Raw genomic sequence first — 13,280 nt, forward strand, 5'->3', positions numbered from 1 at the left:
CAAAAACAGTTAAACCGCCCCTCCTCCCCCGCCATGCGGAGGAAGAAGGAGGAGCTTATTTAACGCGCCAGATAGGCATCCAGCGTCTGGTTGAAGTGACGCAGGCGCACTTCCTGATAATTGCCGAGCGTCTGGCCCGCCTTGCGTCCGGCCTTATACTGGTTGAGGAAACCTTCCTGCTGCGCCCGCAGGTTCATCGTGTCCTGATCATAGACCGAGCCAAGCCCCTTATCCATGCCGGGCACGATAGTGTAGCTTTCCTCTTCCTTGACTGTGAACAACTCGGCTGGTTCCGGGCGTTCGCCGGTCGATGGCACCGGGCGGAGGAACAGGATTTCGAACTTGGTGCGGTCCGCACGCAGGCCAATCGGGCGGAAGCGATAGACCATCGGCAACGAGAATCCGGGAAACAGGATCATGTTCGGGAACAGATGATATTCGATCGTGTCGACGATCTCGCTGTCCGAATAGCCTGACAGATCGGCCTGATATTGCGCGCCGAATACCTTGCGGAGATAGCGCGCCATCACGCAACGGGCGGTTTCGCCCTCTTTCACCGTCAACTCGTCCGACACCATCGACCGGTCGCCGACCAGCATCGTGTTGATCAGTTCCTGTTCGGTCATCGGATTGTCGAGATGCGGGCTCTGCGTACCGCCCGCCGAATAAAAGCGCGACACATGCGCGTCATAGCAATCATATTGGACATTGGCGTCGCCGGTCGCCGTCATCAACTGCGGATGGGTTTCATAGACGTGATAGGATTCCATAAAGGCCTCCATCGCCGTTTTCCAATTGCAGTTCAGCTCCTTGGCCATATGCAGCGAGACATAACGCTGGCTGAGGTCCCAGCCCTTGAAATGGTCGATCAGCACCTTGGCATAGTCATCGAACGGCTGGGGATTTTCATCGAGGTTTATGAAGATGAAACCTCCCCATTGCGCCGTCGCGACGTTCGGCAGGGCGAATTTTTCCGGTTCGACATGCGGGAAATCCCATGCGCATGGCACCGATGACAAAGCGCCATCGATCTTCCACGTCCAGCCATGATAGGGGCAGCGCAGGTCGCGGGTCGAACCCTCGCCTTCGCAAGCGCGCAATTTGGTGCCGCGATGGAGGCAGGCGTTGAGAAATGCCTTCACCGACATGTCGTGCTGGCGCATGACGATGACCGAAAATGGCCCGACCTCATAGACATAATAATCGCCTGCTTCCGGGATATGCTCCTCGCGACACGCCCATTGCCATGTCTTTTTCCAGACATGCTCCATCTCGCGGTCGAAGAATTCCTGCGTGACGTACCGATCCACCGAAATGTCTTCATCGCCGAGAAAGTCGCAATGTTCGTGGCGCAGCACGTCCGGCGCAGGCACCACATCGCGGGCGATCAACTCCTGCACCGAAGCCCCCGGGCAGCGGGCTTCGCCGGGGACCAGGCTGGTCGAGCCATCGCGCGGCATGGTCGATAATTTCGGGCGGGGGGTCTGAATATTCATGGGACATTCTCTCCAGTCACAACAGTTCCGGGAAGAATGGCAGCGCTCCTCTATGGCGGACATTGCGCCTTGCCTGCTTGCTTGCGGCACTGGTCGCATGGCCTGTCCGTCGCCAACCCTCTCCCCAATAAGGGGTCGGAGTCCTTGCTCCGATGACTGAAGAAGTCTCATTAATAGGACAAATGTCCTACTATTATTTAGAATAGGCCCGTCACACTTGGAGCAATCGCTCGATTCCGCCGCAAAAAAACTCGACCGTGTCGTCGACCAGTTCGCGCAGCTTGTCGGGCCGGGCGCGGCTGCCGGCCAGATCCTCCAGAAAACCCTGATCCTGCGTCATGAACACCAGCGCCGATTCAACAAGATAAACGGCGGACAGAAACCGCGTTTCCGGCGCGTCCGGCCAGCGGGTGCGTAGCGCATCGGAAAACATGTGGGAGATCGGCTGCAATGTCCGCAATGTCGGGGTCAGCAGCGGATCATGATAGCTGCTCATGAAATGCGAGGTCAGCCGCACATAATGATGCAGCGGCGATGCGGGATCTGCGCCGATAACCAAAAAGGGCTGCACGAAACCGCGCACGATACCGCTGGTCGTCACGTCCGGCGCGGCCAGCGCGGCATCGATATTGGCGCGGATCATCTCTGCCAGCAACGGCAGTCGACGGTTGACGACGGCGGTGAACAAATCGTCCTTGGTCTCGAAATAATGCGAAATAAGCCCGAGCGCCGCACCGCTCAGCGCAGACACATCACGCAGGGTCGAGCCATAATAGCCACGCGCCGCAAAGACCCGCTCCGCCGCGTCCATGATGGACTCGCGCCGTGCCTCGCCCTTCACGCCCATGCTGCGCGGCTTGCGAGTGGCGGGCTTGTCCATCTTCAATCTCCTGCGTGATGGCCCATGCAGATAGATCACTCGACCAGATCACACAACTCGGGTCGGCATGATAAAGCCACGGGGACAGCCCCCCTCGTCATGCAGGCCTAGGCCTATGGCGCCTTTAGCCCTAATTTGATGGTGAACCAGAAGCTGCTCCCCTGCCCCGGCGTCGATTTGACGTCGATGTCACCGCCCATCAGGGCCACCAGCTTCTTGCAGATTGCCAGCCCCAACCCAGTGCCGCCAAATCGGCGCGTGGTTGAACTATCTGCCTGCACAAAGTCTTGGAATAGTCGCGCCTGTTCTTCCTCGCTCATGCCGATACCGCTGTCAGACACGGTGAACCGCAGCCCCAGCTCAGTCTGAGTCCTCTCAACGGCGGCAATATGGAGCGTAATTTCACCATGTTCTGTGAACTTCAACGCATTGCTGACGAGGTTAAGTAATATTTGGTTGAGGCGCACCTGATCGCCGACCAACATGGTCGGTAGATCTGCATCGACATCGATCAGGAAGCGCACATCATCGCTGCGCGCCATCACATGCGCGAGGTCTGTCAGACCTGACAATATCTCGCTCAGTTCGAACGGTCGGTGCTCGATTGTCAGCTTGCCTGCCTCGATCTTGGAAAAATCCAATATATCGTTGATCACACCCATCAACTTGCGCGCAGCGGCGTCTACCCGCTGCACATAATGGCGCTGCCGTTCATTCAAATCTGTCGTCAGCGCGAGTTGCGCCATACCAATGATAATCGACATCGGCGTTCGTATTTCATGGCTCATGATCGACATGAAATTGGACTTCGTCCGCAATGATTCCTCGGCGATATCACGCGCCCGCACCATCGCTTGTTCCGCTTCTTTTTGGGTGGTGATATCAATCCACGCCCCCACCAGCCCCGCAATCCGTCCTTCCGCGTCGGTGAAAGCGGTAAGCCGATATATCATCGGGTGCAGAACGCCCTGCGCGTCCGGGATCAGCGCCTCATTGTCATAGCTGCCACCCTCGTCCAAAATACGACGATTGACCTCGGCGTAATGTGCCCGATCCGATTCCGGTAATTTGATAAAATCTGCGACACTGACGCCGATAACCTCCTCTGGCTTCACATCAAACCAATCGAGGAACGCCTTGTTAAAGCCGATATATCGACCTTCCTTGTCTTTATAGAAAATCGGATAAGGGACAGCTTCCAGCAATGTTTGCCGGAATTTGATTTGCGCGGCCAGCGACCTCTCATACGTCTTGCGTTCTGAAAGGTCATGCACCACCACCAACACGCATTGGCTGCGGTTTCCCGATGCTGGCAAATGGGTTAGCCCGAGTTCGACAGGAAATTCTTCGCCCGATTTTCGGACCGCCCGAAACTCCCCCTTCATACGACCAACGCGTCGGTCCATGCCCGCCGCATGGAAAGAGGCGCGCAACCCAACATGGACAGAACGGACATCCGGCGGCACGAGACGATCCACCTCAAGCCCTGTCATCGCACCGGGTTCATAGCCAAAAACGGCATGCGCATGCGGATTGGCCTCAAGAATCGTGCCTGCCGCATCGATGGTGAGCAGCGCCTCAGGCACGGAATCTACTATACAGCGCAACCACGCTTCCGCGTCTTGATGGCGGTGACGCACTGCATCCAGTTCGATCACCGTCTCTTGATAGCCCCGCAGGGCACGGGCGAGGTCACCGATTTCATTCGGCTCTTCGGTGAGGCGGAATTGAATGGCTGTTTCGCCTGCGGCGAGACGTTGCGCCTTGTTGGTCAGGCGTCCCAGCGGCTGCAACACGCGGCGCGTGAAATAACCATAGAGCATCAACATCACTACCGCCAAATTCACGCCCATCGCCGCAATGGCGATGCGCATCGACTTGTCGATCGACCTGTTGAGATCATCAACGCGACGTTCCAGCCGCCCCCGCATCGAACGCTCAAGAATATCGATGCTACCGATAATGGACCTGACCTGATCGTCCTTGCGCTTGCTGAAATCCCATTCCACAGCTTGCGCTCTGCGTCCCTGCCGCATCAAGGCGATGGCTTTGGCCGTCTCCGACAGCAAAATTTCGGTGTCCTGATGCGCCAGACGCAAGATGCTTGATTCGTTTTCGGTTAGGCCGTGGCGCTGTAACTGCTCCAGCATAGGCTGGTCGGAAAACGTGCGTTGCCGCATAGGCTCACGCGGTCGAATCGTCGCACGCGTCCGCATATTGTCGCGAAGATACTGATGAATAACATCCGCATTCGCGACGGTAATGCGTCGAAGGCTGGCAAGTTGTTCGGCACTCTGGTGCAACGCGATCAACGCATCCCGGCGTTGTTCTGCCTGATAAAAAACGAATCCACTGCTCATGCCAGATGTCACGGTCAATATGATGGCAAGGCCCGCTGCCAACTGGCCAGCTTGCTTCAGTCGCATGATGGCCTCATTTGTTCAAAAACTTCCGAACCGAAGCGGCAAGCGCCATTGGCTCAAAAGGTTTTTGAATAAAATCAATGATGCCCAGCCCCTCAAACTCCTCAATCTCATGCGGCTGGGCGCGCGCCGATACGAAGACGACCGGCACAATTGAGGTCTCGGGCAATGCACGCAACCGCCTAAAAATAGTGGGACCGTCCATTTCGGGCATCATCACGTCGAGGAGAATGATGTCTGGCCGCCATTGCACCGCAAGGATCAGCGCTTCTCGACCGGAGGAGCAAACCTTGACTTCCAAGGTCGGGTCCCACTGCAATGATATCTCTGCAATTTCACATAAATCGAGATCATCATCAACATACAGAACTCGTGCCATTCATCATATCCACTTTGCCCGAGCTCTGGTTTTGGGTCATCCGGCGGCGCATCTGACATCCTTCGTCGCCCGCCAAAAATTAAATTTTCTTAACATGGCGGGCGCTATGCCGCAACAATCTGAACCGAGGATCACACTCGCTGTTTTCGACGCCAGCAAAGTGACTGTGCTGACAACAATCATCTGTGATCGGCCTATGCCAACGGCAATCACAGCGTCAATGTCGCCGCATGCTGCCGCCGGATCTGCACCGAGAGCCAAGGCTGCGCCACATGGAGTTCCGCCGCCGGGCACTGTCAGGAATTGGTGGCAAAAGATGGCGGCTTTACGGGCTTCGTCGATAGCAATCGCGCCAAGCCATGGATTGCGGCGATGCGCGGTACGGCACAGGGAAGCGGGCCTGCCACCCAGCGCGTTGACGATGATGGCGGTGGGTCCGGCGGGCATTCTGTTCAGCATGGTCATCCGCACGCACGCACCCGGCTCAACCTCACGCTTTGAGGTCGCGCCGCAAATACCGCTGCGTCACCGCCTTATAAAGGCGATCCGTTTTGCTACGCCCTGTATCGCAGGATTGATCCTCGTCTTGGGACAAAAGAGCAAAGCCTGAACCGCCGCTTAGGGTCGGGGAATAACGATCTGATGCTGGGCTGGCGACCTCCTGCAACAGGCAAGCCGCCAGCCCGCACGGATTAAAGGACTTCGAACAGCCCGGCTGCGCCCATGCCGCCGCCCACGCACATGGTCACGACCACATAACGCACGCCCCGGCGCTTGCCCTCGATCAGCGCATGACCAACCATGCGCGCGCCCGACATGCCATAAGGATGGCCGATCGAAATCGCGCCGCCATTGACGTTCAGGCGGTCATTGGGAATGCCCAGCCGGTCACGGCAATAGAGGACCTGCACCGCAAATGCCTCATTCAGTTCCCACAGGCCGATATCTTCCATCTTCAGCCCATGCGCCTTGAGCAGCTTCGGAATGGCGAACACCGGCCCGATCCCCATTTCATCGGGTTCCGTCCCGGCAACCGCGATGCCGACATAACGGCCAAGCGGCGTCAAACCGCGTGCGGCCGCCAGCGATGCCTCCATCACCACGCATGCCGAGGCACCGTCCGATAATTGGCTGGCATTGCCGGCGGTGATCACCCCGGTCGGGCCGACCACCGGCTTCAACGATTTCAACCCTTCAAGCTGCGTATCCGGGCGATTGCCCTCATCCTTGGCGAGCGTGACTTCCTGCATCGAAACCTCGCCGGTTTCCTTGTTCTGCACCGCCATATTGGCAGTCACGCTGATGATTTCAGCGTCAAACGCCCCCGCTACCTGCGCCGCCGCCGTGCGCTGTTGGGACTGGAACGCATATTCATCCTGCAGATCACGGCTGATATTGTAGCGGCTGGCCACCGTCTCGGCGGTTTGCAGCATCGGCATATAGGCGGCCGGCACCATCGCAACCAATTCCGGGTCCGGCGTCACGCGCAGTTCTTTGGTCTGGACCAGCGACACGGATTCGACCCCGCCCGCCACGCAGACGTTCATCCCGTCGACAATCACCTGCTTGGCAGCCATCGAAATCGCCATCAGGCCAGAGGCGCATTGACGGTCGATCGACTGGGCCGCGACGGTGACGGGCAAGCCCGCGCGCAGCGCCGCATTGCGGGCGATGGTATATTGCGAGCCTTGCTGCAACGCCGCGCCCATGATCACATCGTCGATTTCCGCCGGATCGACACCTGCGCGGGCCACGGCAGCGCGGATCGCATGTGCGCCCAATGTCGGCGCATGGGTAGCGTTGAAAGCCCCGCGATAAGCGCGGCCAATCGGGGTGCGGGCAGTAGAAACAATAACGGCATCACGCATGGTAAATTCCTCTTGTTGCGACAGGTCTCGCCTGCCTTGATGATCTATCAGTTATCGAAAATAGCGACGGCCCGCGTCCAGCCCGCCGAAGCGCCCCGGATCTTCACGGGGAAACAGGAGATCATGAACCCGGTCGCGGGCAAGACCTCAAGATTGTGCAGCTTTTCAAGATGGCAATAGCCGATATCCCGTCCGGCCTTATGGCCTTCCCAGATCAGCCCCGCATCACCGGTTTCTTCATAACGCTGACGGGTATGGACGAACGGGGCATCCCAGCTCCAGCCATCGGTGCCGGTCAGGCGCACGCCGCGTTCGAGCAGATACATCGTCGCATCATAGCCCATACCGCAACCTGCGGTGACATAATCGTCGCGGCCATAACGCTTGCCTGCCGCCGTGTTGACGACGACGATTTCAAGCGGCGACAAGACATGGCCGATCCGGTCAAGCTCGGCGGCGACATCAGCCGCCGTGACGACATAGCCATCGTCGAAATGCCGGAAATCAAGCTTCACCCCCGGTTGGAAGCACCAATCGAGCGGCACCTCGTCAATCGTCATCGCCCTTTCGCCGCCATTCATCGTCGAGGCGAAATGATAAGGCGCATCCAGATGAGTGCCATTATGGGTGATCAGCTCGATCTTCTCGATCGCCCATGCCTCTTCGTCCGGCAGGTCCTTTTGTTCGAGACCGGGGAAGAAGCCGAGCAACTCCGGCACCGACATCTTATGATTGATATATTCGATCTTGGGCCGATAGATCGGCGGATCGGAAACCACGTCATTTTCCAGATAAACCGAGATGTCGATGATCTTGCGCGCCATGATCTAGAACTCCACCCTGTCGCCGCCCTTGAGGCCCAACATCGCCCTCGCCTCGGCGGGGGTTGCAGGCTCGTGACCCATTTCCCGGATGATGCGGACAATCTTTTCGACCTGCTGGGCATTGGATGTCGCCAGCACTCCGCGTTCGATGAACAGGCTGTCTTCCAGCCCGACACGGACATGGCCGCCCATCAACGCCGCCTGCGTCAGGAACGGCATCTGGTGCCGCCCGGCAGCCAGCACCGACCATTGGAAATTTTCCTTGCCGAACAAGCGATCAGCCGTCGCCTTCATGAACATCAGATTTTCAAGATCCGGCCCGATCCCGCCCAATATACCGAAAATCATCTGGATGAAAAAGGGTGACTTGATAACGCCGCGATCGACGAAATGCGCCAGATTATAGAGATGGCTGACATCATAGCATTCATGCTCGAACCGCGTGCCGGCCTCGCCCAATGTCTCGATGATATAGGCAATGTCGCGGAACGTGTTGCGAAAGATATAATCGTCCGAATTCACGACATAATCCTGCTCCCAGCCATGTTTCCATTGCTCGATCCGCTTGGCAGCGGGGAAGAAGGAGAAGTTCATGCTCCCCATGTTGAGCGAGCACATTTCCGGCTTGAATCTTGTGGCCGCCGCCAGCCGGTCCTGCACCGCCATCGTCGCCGAACCGCCCGTGGTGATATTGACCACGGCATCGGTGCGCTGGCGGATCACCTGCAGGAATTGCGCATATACGTCCGGATTCCCGGTGGGCGCGCCCGTATCGGGATCGCGGGCATGGAGATGGAGGATCGCGGCCCCCGCCTCTGCCGCCGCAATGCCCTGATCCGCGATTTCCTGCGGCGTGATCGGCAACGCATCGGACATTGTCGGGGTGTGCGCGCCGCCCGTCACGGCGCAGGTGATGATGATCTTGCTCATGATGCTCCCAATTCCGCCGCATTCAGGCCAAGCAGATGGCGATAGAGGCCAAGGCGGTCCGCTGAAATCTGCACATGCGCCACGCGACCGTCCTGCACCGTCACCATCCCGGCAAAAGGCAGCACAACCTTCTGGCCGATGAGGCGGGGATCGATATCGTCGAAACCGCCCATGTAGCGGCCATGACCATCGGCATGAAAAGCCACCCGATTGCCCGCGCTGAATAGTTGATTGATCCGCACTTCATCCGGCGCGATCAGTGCCGCAAAACTGGGACCTTCCATGCAGATCGCATCGATCTGCGCCGGATCGACAATCGAACCCGGCTCATTGAGCCATGCCCGTGCGACAGCTTCGGTGGCAGGCTGGGGCAAGGCATCGGCAACATCCCAAGGGGCCTGGTGCGGCGCAAGAATAGCATCGCAAATGCCGGTCTTGAGCTGTCGCTTGCGCGCGAAATAATCCTCTTCTGCCCAGCCCCGGCGCAACCGCCCGTTTTCAATCTGGAACAGGGTGATACCGCCCCATGCCGCCGCGCAACCCGGTTGACGGATTGCGACGCCATGTTCGGTAAAGCGCATCGCCACCGCATCCGGGCCGATGATGACATCATGCACCGTCACGCACAGGCCGGGAAATTGTTCCAATTGCGCGACCGTCGCCGGGAGATAGACGTCATCGCGCCCATCGAGCACAACGCCGCTGATCGACAGGCAATAGGCCGGGTCCATCACCCATTGCGTGGCCGCCGGATTATGCGCGGTCAGAAAATCGACCGCAAATCCGCGCAGCAATCGCGCGGATGCGCTGATGCCGGGGATCGAGATCGGGTGCGCGTCCATCATGTTGTCCCTTCCGCTTGTAAGGCGCGCAATTCATGTTTGAGCACCTTGCCCGAGGCATTGCGCGGCAATGCCGCCAGCATCACAAACGACGTCGGGCATTTATAATGGGCGAGCCGCGCCCGCGTGAATTCTCGCAATGCCGTGTCCGTCACCGTCTCGCCGGGCTTCAGGACGACAAAAGCGCGCGGCGTTTCCCCCCAGCGCGGATGCGGGACCCCGACAACCGCGACCTCCTTGACCGCCTGATGAGTGTGCAGGACATTTTCGATTTCCGTCGGATAGATATTCTCGCCGCCTGAGACGATCATGTCCTTGTAGCGATCACGGATATAGACATAGCCATCCGCGTCCAGACAGGCCGCATCGCCGGTGCGCAGCCACCCGTCCGGCGTGATCGTGGCCGCCGTTGCCTGTGGGTTTTCCCAATAGCCGCGCATATTCATGCCCGACCGCACCCATATTTCCCCGACCTCGCCGGAGGCAACCCGCTGACCCTGCGCCGGGTCCATGATCGCCAGTTCCACCCAGGGAAAGGGGCGACCGCATGACCGCAGGCGTTCGGCATGGGGACCATCAAGCGCGTGATCTTCGGGCGGCAGGGAAATCACCGTGCCGGATGTTTCGGTCATGCCATAGGCATGGGAAAAGCTGCAGCCAAAGGCCGCCAGCGCGCGCGCGAGCAATGTCGGGCTCATCGCCGCGCCGCCATAGATCATGCGCTCCATGCTGTCGGGCACATCGCCGCATTCTTCAGCGCGATCGACAAGTTGCTGGATCACGGTCGGCACGAAAAAACCATGGGTGGCATGATGGCGGCGCATCGCATCCATCACGGTTTTCGCATCCGCCTGACGAACGAGGACCGTTTTGCCGCCTTGGCTGAGCGCCATCATCCCATAGCCAATCCCGCCGATATGAAATAGCGGCATCGCCACAAGGTTGACGCTGGCCGCCGAGAAACTCCATGCCTCAGCGGCGGTGCGCCCGACAAAGGACAGGTTGCGGTGGCTGATCATGACGCCCTTGGGCTGGCCCGTGGTCCCGGATGTATAGAGCAGCAACACCGCATCATCCGGTGCATAAACGAGGCACGGGTCCTGCGCAGATGCCGCATCCCGCCATGTCGCATAGTCCTGATCGATATTGATCCGCACCAGCGGCGTCGTCACCTCATCCAGCAGCGATACGAGCGACGCGGCATATAACAGCACGCGCGGCCTGCCATTTGCGACAATGGCCGCGATCTCGCGCGCCGACAGCCGCCAGTTCAACGGCATCATGATCGCGCCCGCCTTGGCGCAGCCATAGATCAGCTCATAGGAAAGCGGCGAGCTCATATCGAGCAGGGCCACGCGATCCCCCGGCTGCACACCTTGCGCGATCAGGGCATTGGCGACCTTGTTGCTGCGGTCGTCCAATGCCTGAAAGCTGATCGCCTCATCTTCATAGGCAAGGCAAATGGCCTGAGGCGAACGCGCCGCATGATGCCGAAGCAGATCAACAAGGCTATGCCCCATTTCATCCTCCGAACCCGGCATCAGTGGCGGCACGATCGCATTGGCCATCATCACCCTCAATAGCTTTTGGGCAGACCGAGACTGTGCTGCGCCACATAGTTGAGAATCATCTCGCGGCTGACCGGCGCGGTCTTGTGCAAGCGTGCCACAAACCACAAATCTGCCAAGCCATATTCAAACGACAGGCCATTGCCGCCATGGGTCTGGATCGCCTGATCCAGCGCCTTGAGCGAGGATTCCGCTGCCGAGAATTTGGCCATGTTCGCGGCCTCGGCGGCATCTTCTCCACGATCGTAAAGATCGGCGGCGCGCGCCGCGAGCAAACGGGCGGCCTGCACATTGATATAGGCCTCAGCCAATGGGTGCGCGACACCCTGGTGCGCGCCGATCGGGCTTTTCCACACGCTGCGCTCGCGCGCATATTGTGCGGCTTTGGACAGGGCAAAGCGCGAAATGCCGTTGTTGATGGCGGCCGCAGCGACCCGTTCGGGATTAAGGCCGACAAAGACCTGACGCAGGCCCGCACCGCGTTCGCCGACCAGCGCATCGTCCGCCAGTTCGACATTGTCGAAAAACACGAAGAACTGACGCTCAGTCGTCCGCACGGCGGCATCGATCTGCTGCAAGGTGATACCCGGCGTGTCGGTCGGCACCACGAACAGGGACAAGGCGGAGCGCCCCTCTTCCACCACGATATCGCCATCGCGGGCAACCACCATCACCGCCTCGGACTCGTCGATGCCCGACGTCCAATATTTGGCCCCGTTCAGCACCCAGCCCTTTTCCGTCTTGCGGGCCGTGGTCGTGACTTTATGGGTGTTCGACCCGGCATCCGGTTCGGTAATGGCGAACGCCATTTTCCGGCTGCCATTGGCAAGGCCGGGCAGCCATTTGTTCTTCAACTCGTCCGAACCGAAACCGGCGATGATCGGCGCACAGATCGACGCGATCACCAGCGACAGCATCGGGCAGCCATGCGCCGCGCATTCCTCGATCACGATATTGAGTTCTGCCAGGCCGCCACCGCTGCCGCCGAATTCTTCCGGGATATGCACGCCGAGGAACCCGGCGTCGCCCAGTTCCTTCCACAGTTCGACCGGCTGGGTGCCATTGGCGACATGTGCCTGAAAATAGCTACGGCCAAATTTGCCGACAAGTTTCGCCACGCTTTCACGCAAATCACGATGATGATCTGCGGTATCCACCAATGGTGAAAAGAACATCGGTTCAGCTGACATTTCAGTTTTCCCTTCTCAAAAATAAATTCATTCGGACCAGTTGAAAAAGCCTTGGCCCGATTTCGCGCCGAGCTTGCCTTCACGGACCATGTCGATCAGGATTTGGGGGGGCGCAAAACGTTCGCCATGCGCCGCTTGCAACGTCCGCGCGATGTCGAGCCGGACATCCAGCCCGACAATATCGCTAAGGCGCAACGGGCCGACCGGGTGACGATAGGCCAGCACTGCCGCGCGGTCGATGTCCTCCGCGCTCGCCACGCCGCTTTCCAGCATCCGCATCGCTTCAAGCGACGCGATGAGGTCGAGCCGACTGGTCGCAAAACCGGGCACATCCTTGACCGTCAGCGATTCCTTGCCAAGCGAGGCGACAAAGGCCCGCGCCCGTTCCAGCGCCGCCTCGGACGTCTGTTCGCCGCGCACCAGTTCGACCAGCTTGATCGACCATACGGGATTGAAAAAATGCATCCCCAGAAACATGGCGGGATCAGGCAGGGCCTGTGCCAGTCGATCAATCGACAGGGCGCTGGTGTTGCTCGCGATCAGCTTTGGCGCACGCGCGGCGGCCCGCGCCAGCACATCCAGCTTCAGTTCAAGGCGTTCAGGCACCGATTCCACGATCAGGTCGAGACCCTTGGGAAGCTCCTCAATCGCCGCCACCCGCGCAATTCGGGCCACCAGCGCCTCGGCGCGCGCGGCGTCCATCTTGCCGCGCTGCATGGCGGACGCCACCGCGCCGTTGATCGTCTGCATCATCGCATCGACCTTGGCATCATCGGGTTCGACGACAAAGACGCCGGCCTCCGCCTGTGCGGCGACATAGGCAATGCCTACCCCCATTGTCCCACCGCCCAATACGGCCACATTCTGCGTCATTTCCACA

At 59.2% G+C, this 13,280-nt stretch carries 12 protein-coding genes; 1 reads left to right on the forward strand and 11 read right to left on the reverse strand.

The features are described from left to right. Positions 1-59: 59 nt before the first annotated feature. The 4 genes from K6117_RS06725 to K6117_RS06740 form a co-directional block, all read right to left on the reverse strand. Positions 60-1,496, reverse strand: coding sequence for an aromatic ring-hydroxylating oxygenase subunit alpha (locus K6117_RS06725; RefSeq protein ID WP_246604918.1), 1,437 nt, complete (start codon positions 1,494-1,496; stop codon positions 60-62). Positions 1,497-1,707: 211 nt separating this feature from the next. Beyond that, complete coding sequence (locus K6117_RS06730; protein ID WP_221793213.1) at positions 1,708-2,376, reverse strand: TetR/AcrR family transcriptional regulator; 669 nt, start codon at positions 2,374-2,376, stop codon at positions 1,708-1,710. 113 nt (positions 2,377-2,489) lie between these two features. Next, positions 2,490-4,802 (reverse strand): PAS domain S-box protein, encoded by a 2,313-nt coding sequence (locus K6117_RS06735; RefSeq protein ID WP_221793215.1) that lies wholly within the window; start codon positions 4,800-4,802, stop codon positions 2,490-2,492. Between the two features lie 7 nt (positions 4,803-4,809). After that, positions 4,810-5,178: a response regulator gene (locus tag K6117_RS06740; protein WP_221793217.1), complete on the reverse strand. Its 369-nt coding sequence runs from the start codon at positions 5,176-5,178 to the stop codon at positions 4,810-4,812. 306 nt (positions 5,179-5,484) lie between these two features. Between K6117_RS06740 and K6117_RS06745 the strand changes: the two genes are divergently transcribed. Then, positions 5,485-5,679 carry a hypothetical protein gene (locus tag K6117_RS06745; RefSeq protein ID WP_221793219.1) on the forward strand — a complete coding sequence of 65 codons (195 nt, stop codon included), beginning with the start codon at positions 5,485-5,487 and terminating at the stop codon, positions 5,677-5,679. A 191-nt stretch (positions 5,680-5,870) separates the two neighbouring features. On the opposite strand, the gene K6117_RS06750 is transcribed toward K6117_RS06745, so the two are convergent. Genes K6117_RS06750 through K6117_RS06780 form a run of 7 tightly spaced genes read right to left on the reverse strand, consistent with a single transcriptional unit; the run spans position 5,871 to position 13,273 of the window. Then, complete coding sequence (locus K6117_RS06750) at positions 5,871-7,046, reverse strand: acetyl-CoA C-acyltransferase (protein ID WP_221793220.1); 1,176 nt, start codon at positions 7,044-7,046, stop codon at positions 5,871-5,873. Positions 7,047-7,093: 47 nt separating this feature from the next. Beyond that, entirely contained in the window at positions 7,094-7,870 is a 777-nt protein-coding gene (locus K6117_RS06755) for a cyclase family protein (RefSeq protein WP_221793222.1), read from the reverse strand. A gap of 3 nt (positions 7,871-7,873) precedes the next feature. Beyond that, positions 7,874-8,800: a 3,5-dioxohexanoate:acetyl-CoA acetone transferase gene (gene kce, locus K6117_RS06760; protein WP_221793224.1), complete on the reverse strand. Its 927-nt coding sequence runs from the start codon at positions 8,798-8,800 to the stop codon at positions 7,874-7,876. Beyond that, positions 8,797-9,645 (reverse strand): ester cyclase, encoded by an 849-nt coding sequence (locus K6117_RS06765; RefSeq protein ID WP_221793227.1) that lies wholly within the window; start codon positions 9,643-9,645, stop codon positions 8,797-8,799. Before K6117_RS06765 ends, kce begins: the two co-directional genes overlap by 4 nt. After that, positions 9,642-11,213 carry a long-chain-fatty-acid--CoA ligase gene (locus tag K6117_RS06770; RefSeq protein ID WP_221793229.1) on the reverse strand — a complete coding sequence of 524 codons (1,572 nt, stop codon included), beginning with the start codon at positions 11,211-11,213 and terminating at the stop codon, positions 9,642-9,644. The genes K6117_RS06765 and K6117_RS06770 overlap by 4 nt, the downstream gene beginning before the upstream one ends. 5 nt (positions 11,214-11,218) lie before the next feature. Next, positions 11,219-12,400, reverse strand: a complete 1,182-nt coding sequence (locus tag K6117_RS06775) for an acyl-CoA dehydrogenase family protein (protein WP_221793231.1) — start codon at positions 12,398-12,400, stop codon at positions 11,219-11,221. 27 nt (positions 12,401-12,427) lie between these two features. Beyond that, positions 12,428-13,273 (reverse strand): 3-hydroxyacyl-CoA dehydrogenase family protein, encoded by an 846-nt coding sequence (locus K6117_RS06780; protein ID WP_221793233.1) that lies wholly within the window; start codon positions 13,271-13,273, stop codon positions 12,428-12,430. Positions 13,274-13,280: the final 7 nt, after the last annotated feature.

Source organism: Alteraquisediminimonas sediminicola (assembly GCF_019740335.1).
GTDB lineage: Bacteria > Pseudomonadota > Alphaproteobacteria > Sphingomonadales > Sphingomonadaceae > Alteraquisediminimonas > Alteraquisediminimonas sediminicola.